Annotated in this window: 32 protein-coding genes and 3 pseudogenes; 26 read left to right on the forward strand and 9 right to left on the reverse strand. The window is 45.3% G+C overall.

Going from position 1 to position 18,159, the window contains the following annotated elements; all coding sequences use genetic code 11:
* Positions 1–35: 35 nt before the first annotated feature.
* The 5 genes and pseudogenes from JCM11216_RS16220 to JCM11216_RS04175 all read right to left on the reverse strand — a co-directional run bounded on the left by JCM11216_RS16220 (position 36) and on the right by JCM11216_RS04175 (position 3,077).
* Positions 36–248: a hypothetical protein gene (locus tag JCM11216_RS16220; protein ID WP_243675142.1), complete on the reverse strand. Its 213-nt coding sequence runs from the start codon at positions 246–248 to the stop codon at positions 36–38.
* Between the two features lie 29 nt (positions 249–277).
* The gene (locus JCM11216_RS16225) at positions 278–571 is read right to left on the reverse strand and encodes an NTP transferase domain-containing protein (RefSeq protein WP_243675143.1); all 294 of its coding nucleotides are present in this window, start codon (positions 569–571) and stop codon (positions 278–280) included.
* Positions 568–1,437, reverse strand: a complete 870-nt coding sequence (locus tag JCM11216_RS04165; protein WP_054853392.1) for a molybdenum cofactor guanylyltransferase — start codon at positions 1,435–1,437, stop codon at positions 568–570. The genes JCM11216_RS16225 and JCM11216_RS04165 overlap by 4 nt, the downstream gene beginning before the upstream one ends.
* 18 nt (positions 1,438–1,455) lie before the next feature.
* Positions 1,456–1,962: a hypothetical protein gene (locus tag JCM11216_RS04170; protein ID WP_243675144.1), complete on the reverse strand. Its 507-nt coding sequence runs from the start codon at positions 1,960–1,962 to the stop codon at positions 1,456–1,458.
* A 174-nt stretch (positions 1,963–2,136) separates the two neighbouring features.
* A pseudogene (locus tag JCM11216_RS04175) lies at positions 2,137–3,077 on the reverse strand (histone deacetylase).
* A 171-nt stretch (positions 3,078–3,248) separates the two neighbouring features.
* Here JCM11216_RS04175 and JCM11216_RS04180 point away from each other — a divergent pair.
* From JCM11216_RS04180 to JCM11216_RS04215, 10 genes are all read left to right on the forward strand, one after another.
* Entirely contained in the window at positions 3,249–3,509 is a 261-nt protein-coding gene (locus JCM11216_RS04180) for a hypothetical protein (protein WP_054853393.1), read from the forward strand.
* Between the two features lie 40 nt (positions 3,510–3,549).
* Positions 3,550–3,705, forward strand: coding sequence for a hypothetical protein (locus JCM11216_RS16230; RefSeq protein ID WP_243675145.1), 156 nt, complete (start codon positions 3,550–3,552; stop codon positions 3,703–3,705).
* Between the two features lie 23 nt (positions 3,706–3,728).
* Complete coding sequence (locus JCM11216_RS16235; RefSeq protein ID WP_243675146.1) at positions 3,729–3,866, forward strand: hypothetical protein; 138 nt, start codon at positions 3,729–3,731, stop codon at positions 3,864–3,866.
* Positions 3,867–3,892: 26 nt separating this feature from the next.
* Entirely contained in the window at positions 3,893–4,096 is a 204-nt protein-coding gene (locus JCM11216_RS04185) for a hypothetical protein (protein WP_054853394.1), read from the forward strand.
* A 129-nt stretch (positions 4,097–4,225) separates the two neighbouring features.
* Positions 4,226–4,711: a hypothetical protein gene (locus JCM11216_RS04190; protein ID WP_054853395.1), complete on the forward strand. Its 486-nt coding sequence runs from the start codon at positions 4,226–4,228 to the stop codon at positions 4,709–4,711.
* Positions 4,680–4,865: a hypothetical protein gene (locus tag JCM11216_RS04195; protein WP_054853396.1), complete on the forward strand. Its 186-nt coding sequence runs from the start codon at positions 4,680–4,682 to the stop codon at positions 4,863–4,865. The genes JCM11216_RS04190 and JCM11216_RS04195 overlap by 32 nt, the downstream gene beginning before the upstream one ends.
* Complete coding sequence (locus JCM11216_RS04200; RefSeq protein WP_054853397.1) at positions 4,862–5,569, forward strand: NFACT RNA binding domain-containing protein; 708 nt, start codon at positions 4,862–4,864, stop codon at positions 5,567–5,569. Before JCM11216_RS04195 ends, JCM11216_RS04200 begins: the two co-directional genes overlap by 4 nt.
* Positions 5,570–5,575: 6 nt before the next feature.
* Positions 5,576–6,121 carry a Mut7-C RNAse domain-containing protein gene (locus JCM11216_RS04205; protein WP_054853398.1) on the forward strand — a complete coding sequence of 182 codons (546 nt, stop codon included), beginning with the start codon at positions 5,576–5,578 and terminating at the stop codon, positions 6,119–6,121.
* A 57-nt stretch (positions 6,122–6,178) separates the two neighbouring features.
* Positions 6,179–6,727: an AMMECR1 domain-containing protein gene (locus JCM11216_RS04210; protein WP_054853399.1), complete on the forward strand. Its 549-nt coding sequence runs from the start codon at positions 6,179–6,181 to the stop codon at positions 6,725–6,727.
* Positions 6,728–6,941: 214 nt separating this feature from the next.
* Entirely contained in the window at positions 6,942–7,664 is a 723-nt protein-coding gene (locus JCM11216_RS04215) for a hypothetical protein (protein WP_054853400.1), read from the forward strand.
* Between the two features lie 31 nt (positions 7,665–7,695).
* On the opposite strand, the gene JCM11216_RS16240 is transcribed toward JCM11216_RS04215, so the two are convergent.
* Positions 7,696–7,797, reverse strand: a complete 102-nt coding sequence (locus JCM11216_RS16240) for a hypothetical protein (RefSeq protein WP_243675147.1) — start codon at positions 7,795–7,797, stop codon at positions 7,696–7,698.
* Positions 7,798–8,088: 291 nt separating this feature from the next.
* Here JCM11216_RS16240 and JCM11216_RS04225 point away from each other — a divergent pair, with 291 nt between their 5' ends.
* The 8 genes from JCM11216_RS04225 to JCM11216_RS16245 all read left to right on the forward strand — a co-directional run bounded on the left by JCM11216_RS04225 (position 8,089) and on the right by JCM11216_RS16245 (position 11,140).
* The gene (locus JCM11216_RS04225; RefSeq protein ID WP_054853401.1) at positions 8,089–8,667 is read left to right on the forward strand and encodes a hypothetical protein; all 579 of its coding nucleotides are present in this window, start codon (positions 8,089–8,091) and stop codon (positions 8,665–8,667) included.
* 11 nt (positions 8,668–8,678) lie between these two features.
* Positions 8,679–8,996: a hypothetical protein gene (locus tag JCM11216_RS04230; RefSeq protein WP_054853402.1), complete on the forward strand. Its 318-nt coding sequence runs from the start codon at positions 8,679–8,681 to the stop codon at positions 8,994–8,996.
* Positions 8,993–9,451, forward strand: coding sequence for a hypothetical protein (locus JCM11216_RS04235; protein ID WP_054853403.1), 459 nt, complete (start codon positions 8,993–8,995; stop codon positions 9,449–9,451). Before JCM11216_RS04230 ends, JCM11216_RS04235 begins: the two co-directional genes overlap by 4 nt.
* A gap of 126 nt (positions 9,452–9,577) precedes the next feature.
* Positions 9,578–9,766: a V-type ATPase 116kDa subunit family protein gene (locus JCM11216_RS04240; RefSeq protein WP_054853404.1), complete on the forward strand. Its 189-nt coding sequence runs from the start codon at positions 9,578–9,580 to the stop codon at positions 9,764–9,766.
* Positions 9,767–9,794: 28 nt separating this feature from the next.
* A complete protein-coding gene (locus JCM11216_RS04245) occupies positions 9,795–10,376 on the forward strand; it encodes a hypothetical protein (protein ID WP_054853405.1) in 582 nt (193 codons plus the stop codon).
* The gene (locus JCM11216_RS04250; RefSeq protein WP_054853406.1) at positions 10,376–10,627 is read left to right on the forward strand and encodes a hypothetical protein; all 252 of its coding nucleotides are present in this window, start codon (positions 10,376–10,378) and stop codon (positions 10,625–10,627) included. Before JCM11216_RS04245 ends, JCM11216_RS04250 begins: the two co-directional genes overlap by 1 nt.
* A 41-nt stretch (positions 10,628–10,668) precedes the next feature.
* The gene (locus JCM11216_RS04255; protein WP_243675148.1) at positions 10,669–11,022 is read left to right on the forward strand and encodes a CBS domain-containing protein; all 354 of its coding nucleotides are present in this window, start codon (positions 10,669–10,671) and stop codon (positions 11,020–11,022) included.
* Positions 10,994–11,140, forward strand: a complete 147-nt coding sequence (locus JCM11216_RS16245) for a hypothetical protein (RefSeq protein ID WP_243675149.1) — start codon at positions 10,994–10,996, stop codon at positions 11,138–11,140. Before JCM11216_RS04255 ends, JCM11216_RS16245 begins: the two co-directional genes overlap by 29 nt.
* 1 nt (position 11,141) lies before the next feature.
* On the opposite strand, the gene JCM11216_RS16250 is transcribed toward JCM11216_RS16245, so the two are convergent.
* Both JCM11216_RS16250 and JCM11216_RS16255 read right to left on the reverse strand, forming a co-directional pair.
* Positions 11,142–11,681, reverse strand: a complete 540-nt coding sequence (locus tag JCM11216_RS16250) for a LysO family transporter (RefSeq protein WP_243675150.1) — start codon at positions 11,679–11,681, stop codon at positions 11,142–11,144.
* On the reverse strand, positions 11,668–12,090 hold the full coding sequence (locus tag JCM11216_RS16255) for a hypothetical protein (protein WP_243675151.1): 423 nt from the start codon (positions 12,088–12,090) through the stop codon (positions 11,668–11,670). Before JCM11216_RS16255 ends, JCM11216_RS16250 begins: the two co-directional genes overlap by 14 nt.
* 85 nt (positions 12,091–12,175) lie before the next feature.
* Between JCM11216_RS16255 and radA the strand changes: the two genes are divergently transcribed.
* The 8 genes and pseudogenes from radA to JCM11216_RS04295 all read left to right on the forward strand — a co-directional run bounded on the left by radA (position 12,176) and on the right by JCM11216_RS04295 (position 17,779).
* The gene (radA, locus tag JCM11216_RS04265; protein ID WP_054853407.1) at positions 12,176–13,135 is read left to right on the forward strand and encodes a DNA repair and recombination protein RadA; all 960 of its coding nucleotides are present in this window, start codon (positions 12,176–12,178) and stop codon (positions 13,133–13,135) included.
* 47 nt (positions 13,136–13,182) lie between these two features.
* A pseudogene (locus tag JCM11216_RS04270) lies at positions 13,183–14,362 on the forward strand (TGS domain-containing protein).
* A gap of 31 nt (positions 14,363–14,393) precedes the next feature.
* Positions 14,394–14,666 carry a hypothetical protein gene (locus JCM11216_RS16260; RefSeq protein ID WP_243675152.1) on the forward strand — a complete coding sequence of 91 codons (273 nt, stop codon included), beginning with the start codon at positions 14,394–14,396 and terminating at the stop codon, positions 14,664–14,666.
* Positions 14,641–14,868: a hypothetical protein gene (locus tag JCM11216_RS16265; protein WP_243675153.1), complete on the forward strand. Its 228-nt coding sequence runs from the start codon at positions 14,641–14,643 to the stop codon at positions 14,866–14,868. The genes JCM11216_RS16260 and JCM11216_RS16265 overlap by 26 nt, the downstream gene beginning before the upstream one ends.
* Positions 14,869–14,892: 24 nt before the next feature.
* Positions 14,893–15,885 carry a replication factor C small subunit gene (locus JCM11216_RS04280; RefSeq protein ID WP_054853408.1) on the forward strand — a complete coding sequence of 331 codons (993 nt, stop codon included), beginning with the start codon at positions 14,893–14,895 and terminating at the stop codon, positions 15,883–15,885.
* 68 nt (positions 15,886–15,953) lie between these two features.
* Positions 15,954–16,969: pseudogene (locus JCM11216_RS04285) on the forward strand (transcription initiation factor IIB).
* 53 nt (positions 16,970–17,022) lie between these two features.
* Entirely contained in the window at positions 17,023–17,418 is a 396-nt protein-coding gene (locus JCM11216_RS04290) for an HIT family hydrolase (RefSeq protein WP_243675154.1), read from the forward strand.
* Positions 17,408–17,779, forward strand: coding sequence for a hypothetical protein (locus tag JCM11216_RS04295; RefSeq protein WP_054853409.1), 372 nt, complete (start codon positions 17,408–17,410; stop codon positions 17,777–17,779). Before JCM11216_RS04290 ends, JCM11216_RS04295 begins: the two co-directional genes overlap by 11 nt.
* Here the strand turns inward: JCM11216_RS04295 and JCM11216_RS04300 are convergent.
* Entirely contained in the window at positions 17,765–18,115 is a 351-nt protein-coding gene (locus JCM11216_RS04300; RefSeq protein ID WP_054853410.1) for a hypothetical protein, read from the reverse strand. The genes JCM11216_RS04295 and JCM11216_RS04300 overlap by 15 nt on opposite strands.
* Between the last annotated feature and the right edge of the window lie 44 nt (positions 18,116–18,159).

The following is an 18,159-nucleotide window of genomic DNA, read 5'->3' on the forward strand; positions in this document are numbered from 1 at the left end:
AGTAAGATTTCGTTGAATGGGTTTAAATAGCTTATTTATTCATGTTTACATAGCCTTAACGCGAGTTTTAGGTCCTCCTGCGTGTTTACATTTAGTAGCTCTGTTGTCCAGGGAATCACTAGGGATGCCCAGGGTATGATCTCGTGCATAAACTCCAGTCTCTTTACCAGGCTTATTCCTGTGAATTCCCTTTCACGATCCCTCTCATACATTAGGGTTGTCATTGGTGATGTTGTGTAGGCCGTCATTGCAAGGAATTTCCTAATTAACTCCCTGGTTATGAAGGCATGTCGCTTGGTATGAACATGGTTGGTGTACCAACCATCAATAAGGACTCAAGTAAATCCTTAGAATAACCCGCGCCGCTGGTTATTAGGACTTCATAACCACGTTTCCTAGCCCAGTTAATTACCTCGGTATGCCTAGCCGTGGTTGCTACGTACGTTTTACCAAATCCATTAACTGATGATGCTACACGCTCAATCATCGGCTTACCGCAGATGTCAATTAACGGCTTATTTGGGTTCGATAACCTACTCCCCATGCCGCCGGCCATTATTACTATGTTCATGCCTTATCAACACCAAAGGAAAGCAATATGCGCCTACCGAGTTGCCTAACATTCTCGTTAACCGAGTCAAGCAGTACGTGGGCCGCCAGGAAGTGCAGGCCCGCCTCTACATAAAGCCTAAACTCGGGCCATGGATCGCCAGTTATTAGGGTGTACCAGAGCGAACCCATGATTTTACCAAGTCTCCTATCCAGTACATCATTAATTGAGTACTCCCTAATTATTGATATGTCATTCTTAATTACCTGCTCATTAATATCGATATTCACATTAATTAATTCATCACGCGTATTTACATTTATGAGACCCTTTAATTCAAACCCATGAATTAATGGGTTTAGGAATAGGGCCCTTGGTAATCCCCCCCTAGTTAGGTCGAAGATCTTTGACCTGCCGTAATCAATTAGGAGGTTCAAGTATTGGAGAGCTACGGTCCTCCTGACGGCCATTAGGGCATTCTCTAAATGCCCATTTGGGTATACGTAAGCCGTAGTGTCGAAGTTTTTCAACTCCACTATTAGCGGCTTAAGGATGTTGGGCGTTATGTAGGGCATGTCGTTGGGAACGATGATTGCGTCCTCCTCACTGCACCTATTAAGTGCCGAGTATATGCCCGCAAGTGGTCCCTTGAACCTCTCATCATCAATTACGTAATCGGCATTTGGTATTACGGATTTATAACTCATAGCCCTTTCTGAGTTATTCACGGCTATGATGACCTCATCTGCCACCTGCGACACGGCATCATAAACAAGCCTCATCATTGGTTTATCACCTACCCTATACAGCGCCTTATCAGTCCATGGTTCGCCACGTACTTGGAACCTCCGTGACAATCCACCACTCAGTATAATGCCACAAACCATCCTAAGCCATTACCTAACTTATTCAGGCGGCCTTATAAGTCTCGCCAGTTTCTCCCTCCTCCATCTGGCGTATTCTATTAAGCCAATGACTATGAGTATTACTACCACTATGATTGCCACGGCAATGGCTATCAAGGTACCCACGGGCACAAAGCCTATGCCCGGCACGTAATAACCACTCACGGGTACTACCAGGGTGATTGATACAGTCTCGCCATCCTCATTTGCCGTGAGGACCACGGTCCGGCTTGAATATACGCCGAAGGAGTAGGCATAGGCCTCGCAGGTTATTGAGCCCGTACTCGGTATTGGGATCACCACGTTAATGGGGGGGCCCAGGTTACTTACGTTATAACCAGCGCATTGCAGACCCACTATTGCGTACTTCGTCAGTGGCATACCATTTGCTGAGAGTGCGTTTATACTCACGTTAACGGCGGGTATATACACTGGTAATTGAGTTTGCTGGGCATATGAAATTAGGGCGGTGCTTAATAGCATTGTTAATGCCGCAATAATCACCACCAAGTATTGAGGTCTTACCACATTGCTTTACATACACTGGGAAATAAATCACTAACTCCCAGAAATTGTTAATGAGAATGGAATCAGCGCTATTAACCTAAATCACTGTTCATCCAGCCCAGCATCATCATGCAAGTACGCACTACTTGAAGTAATTATAAGTATTTAGGCCGTTTAGGTTAGGTTCCAGTAATTTCTCTGGACATTAATTACATCCCTGATGATTGAATTAACACGGGCTAAAACCCTCGGTTCCGTCTGCACCACATCTTCATCAACCTCCGTATCCCTATTATTCATGATGTTGATTAGGAGCCTCGAGCCTCTAATTAGGGTATCATAATTATAACCACCTTCAAGTACGAAGACGACACCCCTAACCATGCCAATGATGTCCCTCAGTTCTTTAAACACGTGGGCATAGGCATTCAACGAGAGCCTAAGATTAGCTATGTTGTCCAGCATATGCGCGTCGAAGCCCAGGGAAACCAAAATCAACTGTGGCCTATACTCCCTGATTATAGGCCATACAATCTTATCCAGGGCATTCATGTAGCATCATCGGCCGTGAATGGTGGTAGGGGGGGCACGTTGACATTGAAGCCCTCGCCCTCGCCTTCACCGACGTCATCGATAAAGCCTGTACCTGGGTAAATGGTTAGTGGGTCTTGATGAAGGCTTATGTAAAGGACCTTTGGGTCCTTATAAAAAATTTCCTGTGTGCCATTCCCATGGTGAGCATCAACATCGAGTATGGCCACCCTACTAATGCCATGCTCAATGGCGTAGACAGCACCAATGGCTACATTATTAAATATGCAAAAGCCCTGGGTAGGAGCCATTAATGCCCGGCCACCATGACCAACATGGTGCCCCCCCGGCGGCCTGACAATGGCGTAGGCGGCATTCCATTCACCGCTTAGTACCTTATCAATGCCCCCCCTCAGGACGGCGCCAACGGCGTGTCTCGCAGCCTTACAAGTGCCTGGGCTGACATAAGTATCGGCATCTATGAATACGTAGCCCATGCTGCAAGCCTCATCGATTTGTTTTACGTAATTCGCATCATGAACCCTAAGTAACCACTCATCAATGTTATTAATGGGTCTTTCCATGGCGACGTAATCACCCACCGACCTAATTATTGCCAGAACCCTACCTGGGTTCTCAATGTGGCTTCTTGGTGGTTTATGTTCTAGGTATGCATCGTCATAGATTATACCAATCATAATCACTGAATTATATCTATAGTGCCTTATTAATTTACTTGAGAATTCCTAATTGGTATGTTTGGCAGAAGGAAGAAGGTGGATCTCGAGGAGCTTCTCCAGGAATTGACTAGCAATGAGGAGGATAATACGAGAAGTAAACCAAGAAGGCGTGTTGGTGAGGACTATGAGGATTACGGTCAACAAGCAGGTGTTAGATTCAGGGTTGAATTTGAGGGTGTTGATGAATTAATTAAGGAGATAAAGTCCCTGAGGGAATCAATCAATGAATTAATTGGGTTGTTGAAGGAGCAGGAACCAAATATCGCAAAGAAGTAAATCGTTTTTAAAGGCCCTTACCCCAATTAAATAAGGTGTAATGCCAAGTCAAAAGAGATCATTGAATGTCCTGGACCTATTGGCAATCTTAGTAGAACTCACGGAGTTAAGGGGGGGCTCAATACTAGATAAGGTCTATACCATGGGTGGCTCACTACTCCTGAGGTTTAGGAAGGGTCCGAGAAGTACTTCATAATAGCGAACTCCCACAGGTTTGGATTGACGAGTTACGTCCTTGAGCATGGAGCCGAGGGAATACTACCACTTAGGAGGTTGATTGAGGGGGCCTCACTTAGGACCTTGAGTTACTTAACTTTGACCGCATTGTTAAGCTTCTGTTTGATGATGGCTACCTAATAATTGAGCTACTTGAGCCCTGGAACGTGGTCTATGTAAGTAATGACAACATGATTAAGTGGGTCCTAAGGCCATATAGGGGGGGCAAGGATAGGGTCGTGAATATCGGTCTAGAGTACAAACCACCGCCTCAAAACTTCGTTAAGCCTATTGATAATCGTGAAGGCATCATCAAGGCTTTACAGGGCTATGACACGATAGGCAGGGCCATTGCCAGGGGCCTAGGCTAGGTAGTGAGGTGGCCAACGAGGTGTGCATTAGGGCGTCGATTAATTGCGATCAATCCGCTAATTCTGTTGATATCGATCGCATAATCTCGGTGATCTCATCCATGATAAGTACCATAAGTAGGGGGTAGTTTGGAACCAACCATTTACTATGGTAATGGTGTGCCAATAACTGTAACGCCGATTAAGTACTTATCTATTAAGCATGATGGTATTAAGCAGTTTGGTAAATTTAATGAGGCCGTTGATGAGTACTTCCATGAAATCGAGGTTAAGGAAGAGTCTGAGAAGAAACTAGCCAGCATCTCTGGGGGGGAGATTGCTAGGCTTGAGAGGAGTATTGATGAGTTAATGATTAGTATTGAGGGTTTCAGGAAGGGTTCTAGGGAGTTGAGGGTTAAGGCGGAGACCGTGCTTAATTGGAAGTACGTAATTGAGGAATTACTTAATGTGCTTAGGAATTACTGGTCCTCCTATAAGGATGAGTTCCAGGACTTGATCAGGGGCATGGAGTACCAGGGAATTAGGGTTAAGGGCTTTGATCCGAGGAGTAAGGCCGTGACGCTCGAGATTGATGGGGGTCACAGTGTCAATACCATTAAATGCAGATGTTGGTGATGTAATTGACGACTTATTTAACAGGGCTAAGGAACTTGAGCGTAAGGCTAAAACGGCTGAGGAGAACCTGGGCCAACTCAGGGCGCGCATTGAGGAGCTTAGGGTTGAGGGTGAGAGGATTGAGGAAAGCATTAGGAGGGTTCGGTACGCGTGATTTACGGCGCCAGGGAGTGGTTCGAGAGGTTTAGGTGGTTTGTGACCAGTGGTGGTAAGTTCGTGATAGCTGGTAGGGATGCCACGCAGAATGAGGTTATTGTTAGGCATTACCTGAGGCCCTGGGATATATTCGTTCATGCCGATATACCGGGGGGTTCCGTGGTTATTATTAGACTTGCGGGTCCTAATGATGGTTTCAGCGATAGGGACATCCAGGAAGCAGCGCAATACGCAGTCTCGTATTCAAGGGCTTGGGCAATGGGCCTATCAGTACTTGATGCGTTTTACGTGAGGGGGGGCGAACAAGTGACTAAGAGGGCACCATCCGGTGAGTACCTGGGCAAGGGCAGTTTCATGATTTATGGAACCAGGGGGGGTTGGATTAGGAATGCCGAGCTTAGCCTCGGTGTTGGCGTTAGAATTGACAGTCTTAATAATTCGACACTTGTCAGGCTCATCACGGCACCGCCGAGCGTGATAGGGTCATTGAGTAGTTACTACGTCATATTAAGGCCTGGTACTAAGGATAGGGTTAACGTGAGTAGGGAGATTTATGATTTGTTCAGAGGTAAGGTTACCGGGTTTACCAAGGTAATCAACCTGAGTCACATTGTTGATGTTGTGCCGGGTCCCTCGATCATCGAGGGTGTTTATGAGGGGAATCCAAGGCCCTGGAATGAATTAAGGGATTTAGCGAAGTGACCGGCCTTGGAGGTCGCCAGACTTAATGCTTGTGTTGACCTGCCCATAAGCGATGATGAGGTTGTTGTTGACTCAATGCTTGGTTGGTTAGTTAGGTGGTTGAGGATTCTGGGTGTTAGGGTCACTTATAACCCTAGTTTTGATGATTATTATTTATTGAATGTTGGTCACGTACTCGTGACCAAGGATAGGGAATTGTTTAGGAGAAGGACTAAGTTAAGCCTATTATTGATTACTTCTGGTCATGTTGAGTGGTTATCAATACTCTCGTTGGTACTTGGGTTTCCATTGGTGCTTAATATGGAGAGGAGCCTATGTCCCATCTGTGGCTCAAGGCTAATTAAGGTCAGTAAGGATTTAGTAATTGATAAGGTGCCTCAGGGTGTCTTGCTTAGGCATAGTGAGTTCTGGCTATGTACTGGTTGTGGTAAGGTTTATTGGGTTGGTAGCCACCATGCGCGCATGGGCAAGGAGTTGGAGATTGCGAGGGGCATTCAAGGCGCACTAAGTACCCAGTGCATTAATGGTAATTTACTAGTAATTCGTGAGTAAATAGGGAGGGCATTATGTATAAATGCATATAAATGATTGACTATAACGCTGTACCACATGCAACTATTCAGGCCTCTCAATGAGCAGGACTACGTAAGCCTTATTAAGTATCTGAGGACTAAGATCCTTGAGAGACTTGGCGTTAAGGCTAACTATGACATAGACCCAACGCATCTAGTAAAGATTGCAGAGCTCAAGCTCGGTGTCTTCGTGTCCATTGAAAAGCTCATGTACTCAGACGGCATGATTAAGAGGGTCCTTAGGGGTAGTATGGGTACGATAAGGCCAATAAAGAACCTACTTGAGGACTCAGTAACCGCTGCAATACACGCAGCCTTCTATGACCCAAGGTTCTCGCCAATATCCATTGCCGAGTTTAAGAATTGCGTCCTCGAGGTTACGGTAACATCGCCACTAATGGATGTTAACATGGACTGGGTCAGGAGGGAGATGGTGCTTGGTTATCATGGATTGTACATAGTTGACTCAGGCAAGGCCACAATACTTCTTCCACAGAAGGTTGTGGAGATGGCCGAGAATTACTATCAAAGGATGGTAAGCAATTGGGTATTGACGATTTTATTAAAGAACTTTGTGATTCTCTGAGGATCTGCAATCCAACAAGCATTAAGGCATTTAAAACGCAGATAATATATGAATTGCGTCCTGATGGCGACGTCATTGAACGCAAACTTTACCTTAACAGATTACTGAGTAATCATGTAAAGTTGTCAGTGGCTATGAATGAATAATAAATTATTGACGCCATTTTAAACACTAAAGATTTATTAAATCGGCCTATATTTAAGAATTGAGGTATATGCCGGTTATGATCAAGTTTTACATGGTTGTGGGTAGGGATGAGACTTACGAAAACGTTATTAGAAGTGTTGTCACAGAGGTTAGGGAGAAGTTTAAGGGCAGTGAGAGGAATGTTAATGCAACGTTCATTAGAATAAAGCCCGAGGCCGTTGACACGGCACTTAATGCATTAAGCATGCCGGAAAGCCAAATACCCCAAAACCTGGTATACCTAGTCAAGTCAATGAAGCAGGATGGAGTTTCTGCATTACCTGCATTGATAATTAATGGTAGGAAGGTGTATGAGGGTCAATTACCAGCACCAGATGTGGTAAGGAAGACGGTGATGGATGAGGTAGTTACTGCGTTATCGCCTCAAGCACCACCACAACAGCCAACACAGGTAATAAGCCCACCCCCCCAGCCGGCACCGCAGGTACCAAGTATTCCGCAACCACCGGCACAACCACCTACCCCACCAACTCCTCCGCCGCCACCTCCACCAGTTGAGGTTAGGCAACAGGCCGTGGAGATAACGAGACCTGAAGCCACAGTTATTGAAAAACCACAAGCGCCGCCAGCGCCCACGCCTCTTTCATCGTTACCAAGTGGTATTAAGATAGTTATGGGTAGACCAGATGATTGCAGAAATTGTATTTACTACGGTGCTAACACCGGCGTATGCCTGTTATTTGGATACAAGATAGTTAATCCGACCAAGCCGCCATGTAAATCAACTTAGTTTCGCTTAATGATTTTCTAGATTGCCAGCCTTATATTATTAAATCCACGGTATCACCAAGGGCCTGTCCAGGCAATCCGCGCCTAAATCTGGCGAGTAGTTGACCATGCTTACCCCCCCATACCCTGAGCACCTTCCCAATTACTTCAGTTCCCCCCCTTCTAGACCTCCAAATAACCTTGGCGTTAACGAATTTTGCCGCATCTACTGGCGTTTCAACACCCCGGCACTATGATTATGGCATCCCTTGAGTATCCAATGGATCCCCTCCGTATTGAGTATATCCTCGCCTTGACAGTCTTTACTTGCATTGACACGTTACATGACGCAATACAGAATTTTTAAATGCTACTTTCGTAAATGCTCGTTACCAGGTCTTTGGAGGAATAATGCTTAAATTCTATAATTAGCCTTTGTCCCTCGAATGCCAATAGCGAGACTTATTGAGTATAAGATTGCATTACCGTCAGAACACGCCTTTGATCTATTGATGAATATAGGTAATGCCGGTTACTTCATGCCAATAACTAGGCCAGGGGTAATACCGGCACCCAAGGTGTCAGGTAAGTACTCGGAGAAGATTAGGAAAGTTGAAGATATATCCAGGGAACTGGGTAGGATATTGAATCAGTACTCAATACCACCACCAACGACTCCCCCCCATGAGGTTAAGATTAGCCTATTCAACGAGCTACTTGAGTACATAATTGAGGATGGGGAGGATCTACTCACCAGGGTCAGGCAGTACCTTGATACTATTGAAGGCATTAGGAGTGAGTATGTGAGGTTGAGGAGTATTGTGGATGTAGTATCAACCGTTGGTGGTGTTATTATGGAGAAGCTAAAGCACTTCTCGATGGATATCATACCATTGAGTGAGGAGGATTTTAATGAGTTTAGGAACGCCATTGCTAATCATGGAGCCGAGGCACTACCCGTTAGGGCCCAGGATAGGTTCTACGCACTGGTGATATACCAGAGTGGGCCAGCCAGGGTTTACTGAGTGCATATAAGTTGTTTAATACGAACCCACTTGAGGTACCTAGTAACTTTGACTTAAACTCCATGAAGAGTAGGTTGGCAGAGTTGGAGGGTAGGTTAGAAAGGCTTGAGCAGGAATTTAGAGACTTCCTAACCAAGGTTAGTGATAGGGCCTACGCAATTATCAACCTTTCGGATATGATAACGAACATAGTTAGGCAATACATGGACTCGGCAATACCCGAGGGTAAGGACGTGGGTGATAGGCTAGTGCAATTGATTAATTCCGTGAATGAGACTAGGAATAGAATTAGAGAGCTGGAGATAGTGCATGAGGCTCTAGGTACATGAAGAAGGCCGGTATCTCCTTCGAGGGCCTCAGTAGGCTTAGGGTCAGGGTATTCGCGATCAAGGGTGGTGTGAACGAGGACTTCATTAAGGGGCTTATGTACATTAAGCGTGATATTGAGGGTACAGACTTATCAATACTCACACTCATAGAGCCTCCGGAGAACCTAGACGTGAAGTCATTGGGTAAGGAGGTTTATGAGATAGGTAGGGATTACCTAGTCGATATTAAGTCGGCATTTGAATTAACAGGTAGGGAATTGACGGACCTAAGGTCTAGGCTTAAGGACCTGGAGAGGGAGTATGAGGAGTTTGTGAAGGAGTTTAACGAGGTCTCTACCTACGGTGTTGATGGTATTAGTAAGGTTGGCGGTGATGTAGTGACGATAGCCGGTTACGTCAAGGAAAGCCTATCAAGTAAGTTCGATGACTTACTGCGTCACTACTCAGTAAGTTAGCCATTGATGCCAGGGTTAGGAAGGAGAGTAAGGTGGTGTATGTCAAGGAGATCGAGCCGGAGAAGGCGCCAACGCTTGAGGAGTATCCGAAGCCCATTGACGCGTTTAAGAAGATAACGTACATGTATGGGGGTACCGAAGTACACGGAGATAAGCCCCCCCATAATACTAACCTTCATACTATTCCCAGCCTTCTACGGCTGGATGTACCCGGACCTTGGCCACGGCATAGTACTATCCCTATTCGGCTACGCCTCTACAAGTCACGTTATAAGGGCCCCCCCAATGCTTCCTACGCTCAATATTCAGCGGTAAATACTCGACATGGGGCTTAATATTCCTGATGGCAGGTATTTGGTCCATAGTATTCACCTTCATTGAGAGTGGTACAATATTTGGAATAGAAATAAAGGGTTTGAATCCACCCTTTAAGTTAGCCAGTATTAGTCAGCCAGGATTTGTTGTTTTTAACTCGATCTATGCCATGTTGGCCGTGTCAATAATGGTTGGTATAGTGTCATTACTTCTATCCTTTGCACTTAAAGCTGTTAATGCCTATAGGGGTGGTGAGAGGGATCTGGCCATAGGCTTTTATATACCACTGTTCTTCTTCTTCGCATTCCTAGTACTTGCCCTAATGGGCGCTGGGTTCGTACCAGTCATAAGGATTGGTGAGGAAACCCCATTACTACAACCATTATATCCCTTATTCAATGCAATAGAGAGTTTAATGTGGTATTGGGTATACGCGGTATTTGCTACGTTAGCAATACTAGTATACTCACTGCTTTACTTCAGGGCTAAGTACAGGGGGGGTGTTCCTGGGTTTAGTGCTGCCCAGTTGGCCGTTGAGGTTGGTGCCGAGGCTGCAATACCGAGTCTCACGAATACCATATCCTTCATGAGGCTGAGTATCGTGCTATAATGCATGCCGTGTTCACTGCGATGACATACGCCTGGGCTGTCTCGCTGGGGGGGTTATTCACACCAGCTGGCCTTGCCGTGTTGATAATATTCAACTTGATAATAATACTTGGTGAGGGGGGGTTCGTAGCCTTCGTACAAAGCCTTAGGCTTCACTTCTATGAGATGTACACGAAGTTCTTTAGTGGTGCTGGTGTGCTCTTTACGCCATTCACACTGGGTCTGAAGTGGGTTAGGCTTCTCATAGTCTAGGTCTAAAAAGTATATATAGGCCTTAAGGTACTATTAATTGCATGGCAATACCCCGCGTTAGGGACGTGATGAAGGAGGTTCCCATAACCGTGAGGGATGATGAGCCATTAACCGAGGTCATTAAGATAATGAATGAGAGGAATATTGGGTCGATAATAATAACCGATGAGGAAGGTAAGGCCATTGGTGTGTTTACTGAGAGGGATTTATTGAGGTTAGTTGCGGGTAATGCAAGGCTTGATTCATTAACCGTTGGTGATGTTATGACGAGGAATGTCATCGTCGTTGAGGAGGACGCCAGTTTAATAAAGGCTGTGCATATAATGGCTAAGCACGGTATTAGGCACCTGCCAATTGTTGATGAGGATGGCAAGGTCGTGTATAATATCGATTAGGGATGCCGCAATAGCATTGGCGAGGCTTCTCGTTGACATGAACGTGGAGGAGCTTGGCGCCACTGAGGAGGAGGTGGGCATGATTAGGGATCTCGTAAACATCGATGAGGGGGTTTAGGCTATTTAATCGTTATTACGTAGGGTAATAACTCAGGAAGTATCATTGTTATCACGAAACCATTAATAAACGCTATGAAGCCGCCGGTCTCACCCATGTAAAGCCTATAGATTGGCAATGTGTCATCCATGGACGTTGCGCCACCAATCGATACCAGGGATACATCCCTAAAACCTGCAATCACAATTAGGGGGGGAATTAATAAGTACGTTAATTGCTCCCTAAGGAAATTAGCCAAAAAGGCCAGGGTGCCCACGGCAGGCCCAAACCTAACGCTAAGCAGGGGGGGTCCAGCCAGTGAGTACCACCCCCCCATCCCCCCCATTGATACCCCCCCGAGAGACGCCGCTAATGGTATTCCAACTAGGTAATGCAGTATTAAGCCACTAACGGAACTACCCAATAATGATGTTGCTGCAATTACTATACCGAGATACCCCTGGGTAAGTAATGACATGCTTATTGATGAACCAATGTCAAGGCCGATCACCAGTATTAATACAAATAGCTCAGACGCTATTAAGTAATTAATTACATTCATTATTGCCCCCGAACCTAATGTAATAACCGAGCAACCAACCAGTTACTAAGATAATTAATAATATCAATGGCAACCTAATATTAATACTGGGATTGCCATCCATGTTAATTATCCTCAACCGTTTAGTATCGATTAGGAGACCTATGGGCATTGTAAAGACTAGGCTCATTATTATGGAGAGTATGGCATAGACTACTGAGTAAAGAATTATGCGCAAAACGTAGTTACTAGCCACGATATTGCCAGCCCAAAGGGCCATTGTGAATATTAACGCCGCAACCACGTATTGCAGGTAATTACCAATACCGAGTGTCTTAATCCTACCCCCCCTGAATGTATACCCAATGACCATGGTTATTGGAAACGTTACCAGGAATAAGCCACTGATTACATTGGCAAAGCTTATCACGTGACCCCCCCTCCGAAGGCCCCACTTTTAATTCTTAACAAATACCTATTTATTGTTAGGTAGCGAGTTAATGAATTGAGAAGAGATGTCCCGAGATAGCGTGGACTTGGAGGATTTAGAGGGTATTGGGCCGAAGACCGCACAATTACTTAAATCAAAGGGAATACTCAGTGTTAAGCATTTGGCGCTTTTCAACCCTGAAGAGCTCATTGAGCTAACTGACATGACGCCTGATAGGGTTGAGAAGATACTGAGGTCCGCGAGGGATATCGTATTTGGCAGCAATAGGGTCTCAAGGGCGACAGACCTAGCCAGGTCTTTTGAGGGCATCACCAGGTTGAAGACAAATGTTAGGGCCATCGATGATTTACTACAGGGCGGCTTAGAGCCTAAGGCGATTTACGAATTTGCCGGTGAATTCGGCACTGGTAAGACTCAACTCTGTCATCAGCTCTCGGTAACCGTTCAGTTAGGTCAGGATAAGGGTGGCGTTGGTGGTTCGGCCGTTTACCTAGACACTGAGGAGGCCTTCTCACCAGGTAGGATCGTCAATATTGCCCAAAGGTTTGACCTGGACCCCCCCAATGAGGCCTTGGATAATATATACGTCATTAAGGTGGTCAATGCCGCAGACCTCGAGGATAGGATTAAGTTTGATGTTGTTAAGCTTGTTGAGCAGGCTAACGTTAAGCTTATCGTGGTCGACTCAATAATAGCCCTTTACAGGGCTGAGTTTAAGGGTAGGGAGAGACTTGCCGAGAGGCAGCAGAGGCTTAATTACATACTTGATTGGTTAATGAGGATCGCCAAGGTTTACAATGTGTATGTGGTACTCACGAATCAAGTCCTTGATGTGCCAATGGGCTACATTGAAGTCAAGAGACCTGCTGGTGGTAATGTGCTGGCCCACGCGGTTACGCATAGGTTGTTCCTTAGGAAGTCTAAGGAGGATGTTAAGGTCATGGAGGTCCTGGACTCGCCTAGGCTTCCCTTCAAGGCCAGTGCAATGTTTAGGATTACGGATAAGGGTATTGAGGATGTTTAGTGATGGTTCGTAAATTATTTAATCCGTAGTTAATTATAGACTTGGTAATGCCAGCTAATTTACCACCAGAGGCGAAGGCCAAGTGGTTGAAGGTAATGGAAGCCAAGACACCTGAAGAGAAGCTGAAGGCACTTGAGGAGTTCCTAAGCACGGTACCTAAGCATAAGGGTACGGAGAACCTGGTTCACTGGGCTAGGAGGAGGATGGCCCAGCTTAGGAGGGAGATTGAGGAGAAGAGGACAAAGGAACGGAGCCTGAGGTCTGGCGGAGGGGTTAATATCTATATCGAGAAGGAGGGCGATGCTCAAGTGGTCGTAATAGGACCACCATCATCAGGCAAATCAAGCCTTTTAAGGTGCCTGACTAACGTGAGGGTTGAACCTGATGATGTACCATTCTCATCAATTGAACCAATACCTGGCATGTTCATTTACGACAATGTCTACTTCCAACTTGTGAAGCTGCCCTCAATTAATATCTATGACGTGGACTCGGATGTGAACTCCATGGCACTATCAATGATTAGAAATGCGGACAGCGCAATAGTGGTTCTTGACGCGAGTGGTGATATCGAGACTCAGTACAACGCCTTAAAGGGTATCCTTAGGGAGAATGGGATATACATAGTTAGGCCTAGGGGTTTTGTGACAATAGAAAGAAGACCAACAGGTGGAATTCAAGTCGTTGGTAAGTTGGTTAATGGTACGGCAGAGGATGTTAAAAAGTTATTGGTGAGTTACGGGATAAACAATGCCCTGGTCATGATTAATGGTGAGGCCACGCTGGATGACGTTGAGGAATCAATATTTAAGGATATAACGTATAAGCCGGCTCTCGTTGTAATAAATAAGATTGATCTGGCAGACATCGATTATATAAGGGATATCACCGCCAAACTAAGCAATGAGACATTGGTATTAACTGCGTCGCTAAGGAACTGTGTAATTGATTCTAAGGCGCTTGGCGAGTCATTATTGAGGATAATGGACCTAATAAGGGTCTATACAAAGGAGCCGGATGCCGATACGTACTCGCCAAAGCCCTTCGTACTTAGGAGAGGTTCGACGGTGGGCGACTTGGCTAAGAGGATTCATAGTAGGTTTTATGAGGGGGTTTAAGTACGCCAGGGTTTGGAGGATTGATAAATTCCCAATGGGTGTTAAAAGGGTCGGTATTAATTACGTTCTTAATGACGGTGATGTCGTGGAGATTCACTCATCTCTATAGCCTTATTAACTGGCACTGCGTACATTAGGTAATGAGTTCACAATACGGTGAATGCATTAAATTGCTTAGGGAGGTTCTTGAGCGTCTTGAGGCAATTGAGGGAGAGCTCGACTTGATCAAGGAGGAATTGAGGGAACTGCGTGGTCAGGGAATTGCACAACCTCGGCAGCAATCACGGTCCCAACAATTGGGCGGTGGACTGCTTAAGGCGATAAATAATAACCTGTTTCTTGATACGAGGGATGTAATGGCTAAGAGACTCCTTAAGAGATTGCTGGATGAGGGGGAAGGTAGTACTGCTTAGGGATGAGACGGCAAACAGGGAGGTGGCCACAACTAAAGAAATTATTAGGAAGTTACTTAGTAAATTGCCGATATCTGTCAATGAAATAGATAAACTCAGTGATAGGGAGTACGAGTTATTAACAATACTAAATAGACTGGGGTATGTATTACTGAGGGATAATAAGTACGTGGTCTCGGAGGCTGCAAAAGAATTTATTTAAGGATGGGAGAGAAAAAAGTAGTGCATGTCATCTGAGGAGGTACTGTGGGTGGAGAAGTACCGTCCTTCGAGGATTGATGATATTATTGACCAGGACCACGTTAAGGCTAGAGTAAAGGGGGGGATGCTGGTCAGCGGTAATATACCACACCTACTCTTCTTCGGTCCTCCTGGTACTGGTAAGACTACGATGGCTCTTGCCATTGCCCGTGAGCTTTATGGTGATGCCTGGCGTGAGAATACCCTAGAGCTTAATGCGAGTGACGAGAGGGGGGGTATAGCGATGATTAGGGAGAAGGTCAAGGAGTTCGCAAAGACCATGCCTACCGTGAAAGCGCCCTTCAGGCTAATAATTCTTGATGAGGCTGATAACATGACGCCGGATGCCCAGCAAGCCCTTAGGAGGATAATGGAGATGTACACGGCATCCGTCAGATTCATACTACTTGCGAATTATCCCTCCGGCATTATCGAGCCAATACAGTCAAGGTGCTCCCTATTCAGGTTTTCTCCCCCCCTGCCTAAGGATGCCGTTCTTGGTAGGCTTAGGGAGATTGCTTCGAGGGAGGGTGTTAAGGTTACTGATGAGGCCCTCGAGGCCATATGGGACATAAGCCAGGGAGACATGAGAAAGGCAATAAACACACTACAAGCCGCTGCTTCGTTTGGCGGTGTCGTCGACGAGGAGGTGGTTTATAGGGCATTGGGCAAGGTTAGCCCAACCAGGGTTAGGGCGATAATTACGGAGGCAGTGATTGGCGACTTCAGCAAGGCGGTTAAGGAAGTGGCGTCATTAATAAGGAATGAGGGCGCCGACCCCCTCGACATCATTAAGATAATTCATAGGGAGGTTGTCTCGGCAACCTCGCAGTTAAAGGTTCCAGATGAATTAAAGCCTAAGGCTGTGTATATCGTTAGCGAGCATCATTATAGGCTACTCAGAGGATCAAGCGGTGAGTTGCAGGTATATGGATTACTTGCCAGGATCAGGAAGTTACTTCATGAAGGTTATAAATAAATTTTTTACGGAGAGAAAGGTTTATAAATAATTAAACGATGTGCGAAAAGCTTTAATAGGGGATATTTATGTCTAACCCCGAGCAGGAAAGGAAGGACCAGCAAGGTGGATCTAATTTACTAAATAAATTAAGGGTATCGGGTAAGATTATAGAATTCAAATCTGAGGGTGAAGAAAAGCTTGTATGTCCATACTGTGGGTCAACAACATTCATTTTCGATTACGAAAACGGCCAAGTAATTTGTGCTAAATGCGGTTCAGTTGTTCTTGAGCACGTTATTGACTTAAGGCCTGAGTGGAGGGCCTTCACGGCTGAGGAGAAGGAAACTAGGGCGAGGGCTGGTGGCCCACTTAATAGGTTAACCAGCGAGGCCTTGACCACAACGATTGATTGGGCGACTAAGGATGCGAGTGGTAAGGAGCTTGATATTAAGAGGAAGCTTGAGATTCTGAAGTATAGGAAGTGGCAGCAGAGGGTTAGGGTTCAGACGAGTTATGAGCGTAACATCATACAGGCAATGAATGAGTTGAGCAGGATATCATCGCAGCTAGGCATTCCTAAGGCGTGCGTTGATGAGGCTATGGGCATTTACGAGCAGGTATTGACCAAGGGCCTGGTTAGGGGGGGTAGGAGCGTTGAGGCTATTGTTGCTGCCTGCCTGCACATGGCCTGTAGGAAGATTGGTATGCCCAGGAGCCTTGATGAGATTAGTCAATACACCAGGGCGAGTAGGAAGGAGGTTGCCAGGTGCTTCAGGCTCATTGCCAGGGAATTGGGTGTTAGATTGCCGCTTAGTGATCCTAAGCTCTATGTTCCAAGGATTGTTGAGCAGCTGAAGCTTAGTGGCGAAATACTTAAGGAGGCCCTTAATATTCTTGAGCAGGCCAAGAGGAAGGCTTAACGGCAGGTAAGGATCCAGCCGGTCTCGCCGCTGCCGCTGTTTATATAGCATCTCTCCTGAGGGGGGGTGAGGTTAGGACTCAGAAGGAGGTTGCCATGGCTGCCCAAGTCACTGAGGTTACTGTTAGGAATAGGTATAAGGAGTTGGCTAGGGAGTTAAACATTAAGATACCGATAAAGTAGGGGGGGTTAAAAACCTTAAAAATTAATTTTTCCTTAGTCTTCCTGGGATTTGTGTGGGATGCGAGATCTGTGAATTAATGCATAATGAGGAATTGGTAATAATGAGGAATGAAAGGATCATAGTTCTTCATAATCCGCACCCATTCAATAATGGGCACTTAATAATTGCACCAATAATGCATCAATCAATTAATGAAATCGATGAGTCATTATTTACTGAGCTTATGGATATGACGAAAAGATTCATCAATATTTTGGCTAAAATATATAATCCGCATGGTTTTAATGTGGCTATATCATTAACACCGCATGTGCACACACAAGTAGTTCCTAGGTGGAATGGTGACGTTAGCTTCATGACCCTCTTCTACAATGTTAAGGTTGTTCCGGAGACGGTTAGGGATTCCGTGAGTAGGATAAGGGATGCGGTGAGGGAGTATGGCCTTTGAGATCATTGACCTGATAATATCGATAATAATATTGATTATTGGTTTTTCCGTATTCACGGCTATGGTTAATGATTATAGAATAGTCGTAACCGCCTCGAGAATACTCAAGAAGAAAGTGAGGGTATCTACCTTTCATGAGTTGATGCTGCCGATATATCCATCACTGATTCATATTATGATAGTTAATGTCAAGCCGCTAACGGATAATATTGATGTTGAGGTTCATGGGAACATGATTAGGGTTATTAACAAGGGTGATGTTGTTAATGATGCAGAGATTAAGATATTAATTGAGGCGGTGATAATTGGTCGATTAGGTGATTATCCGGTCAGGGGTATCATTACCTTATCTCCTTACTAACTCGATAACCATAACTATTACTAGTATATCGAGAATGATATTTATGAAGCACATGGTGTATAAGCCGATTGTAGACATTGACGGTGTCATAACAGCCAGAACAAGCAACACTGCATCTGCGCTAGATACTGCTAGAACAAGTAGTAGTATTATCCACATACTCATGATGAAGGAGTAACTCGCCACGGCTAGTAACGAGTAAACAATGGCCGTCATCAATATTGCTACTAAGAACTTATTCAATGGGTTGAGAACGCCAAGGTAGGCAAAGTCAAGTACTATGAGTATGAACTCCACGTACCGTACCAAGGCCATATACGTGAACAACCTATACATTGACCTAGTCCTAAATGCAACGCATTAATTAAGTATTCTCCCCC

The sequence above is a fragment of the Vulcanisaeta distributa JCM 11216 genome, from assembly GCF_001315985.1.
GTDB classification, from domain to species: domain Archaea; phylum Thermoproteota; class Thermoprotei; order Thermoproteales; family Thermocladiaceae; genus Vulcanisaeta; species Vulcanisaeta distributa_E.

Excerpts from the sequence above, each read along its gene's own strand:
- JCM11216_RS04180 (WP_054853393.1), top strand. The coding sequence starts at position 3,249 with ATGTTTGGCAGAAGGAAGAAGGTGGATCTCGAGGAGCTTCTCCAGGAA.
- radA (WP_054853407.1), top strand. The coding sequence starts at position 12,176 with ATGTCCCGAGATAGCGTGGACTTGGAGGATTTAGAGGGTATTGGGCCG.
- JCM11216_RS04300 (WP_054853410.1), bottom strand. The coding sequence starts at position 18,115 with ATGTATAGGTTGTTCACGTATATGGCCTTGGTACGGTACGTGGAGTTC.
- JCM11216_RS04240 (WP_054853404.1), top strand. The coding sequence starts at position 9,578 with ATGGGGGTACCGAAGTACACGGAGATAAGCCCCCCCATAATACTAACC.
- JCM11216_RS04215 (WP_054853400.1), top strand. The coding sequence starts at position 6,942 with ATGCCGGTTATGATCAAGTTTTACATGGTTGTGGGTAGGGATGAGACT.
- JCM11216_RS16230 (WP_243675145.1), top strand. The coding sequence starts at position 3,550 with ATGCCAAGTCAAAAGAGATCATTGAATGTCCTGGACCTATTGGCAATC.
- JCM11216_RS16220 (WP_243675142.1), bottom strand. The coding sequence starts at position 248 with ATGACGGCCTACACAACATCACCAATGACAACCCTAATGTATGAGAGG.
- JCM11216_RS04165 (WP_054853392.1), bottom strand. The coding sequence starts at position 1,437 with ATGGTTTGTGGCATTATACTGAGTGGTGGATTGTCACGGAGGTTCCAA.
- JCM11216_RS16265 (WP_243675153.1), top strand. The coding sequence starts at position 14,641 with ATGAGGGGGAAGGTAGTACTGCTTAGGGATGAGACGGCAAACAGGGAG.
- JCM11216_RS16260 (WP_243675152.1), top strand. The coding sequence starts at position 14,394 with ATGAGTTCACAATACGGTGAATGCATTAAATTGCTTAGGGAGGTTCTT.
- JCM11216_RS04295 (WP_054853409.1), top strand. The coding sequence starts at position 17,408 with ATGGCCTTTGAGATCATTGACCTGATAATATCGATAATAATATTGATT.
- JCM11216_RS16250 (WP_243675150.1), bottom strand. The coding sequence starts at position 11,681 with ATGAATGTAATTAATTACTTAATAGCGTCTGAGCTATTTGTATTAATA.
- JCM11216_RS16225 (WP_243675143.1), bottom strand. The coding sequence starts at position 571 with ATGAACATAGTAATAATGGCCGGCGGCATGGGGAGTAGGTTATCGAAC.
- JCM11216_RS04225 (WP_054853401.1), top strand. The coding sequence starts at position 8,089 with ATGCCAATAGCGAGACTTATTGAGTATAAGATTGCATTACCGTCAGAA.
- JCM11216_RS04255 (WP_243675148.1), top strand. The coding sequence starts at position 10,669 with ATGGCAATACCCCGCGTTAGGGACGTGATGAAGGAGGTTCCCATAACC.
- JCM11216_RS16245 (WP_243675149.1), top strand. The coding sequence starts at position 10,994 with ATGGCAAGGTCGTGTATAATATCGATTAGGGATGCCGCAATAGCATTG.
- JCM11216_RS04280 (WP_054853408.1), top strand. The coding sequence starts at position 14,893 with ATGTCATCTGAGGAGGTACTGTGGGTGGAGAAGTACCGTCCTTCGAGG.
- JCM11216_RS04235 (WP_054853403.1), top strand. The coding sequence starts at position 8,993 with ATGAAGAAGGCCGGTATCTCCTTCGAGGGCCTCAGTAGGCTTAGGGTC.
- JCM11216_RS04210 (WP_054853399.1), top strand. The coding sequence starts at position 6,179 with ATGCAACTATTCAGGCCTCTCAATGAGCAGGACTACGTAAGCCTTATT.
- JCM11216_RS04245 (WP_054853405.1), top strand. The coding sequence starts at position 9,795 with ATGGCAGGTATTTGGTCCATAGTATTCACCTTCATTGAGAGTGGTACA.
- JCM11216_RS04250 (WP_054853406.1), top strand. The coding sequence starts at position 10,376 with ATGCATGCCGTGTTCACTGCGATGACATACGCCTGGGCTGTCTCGCTG.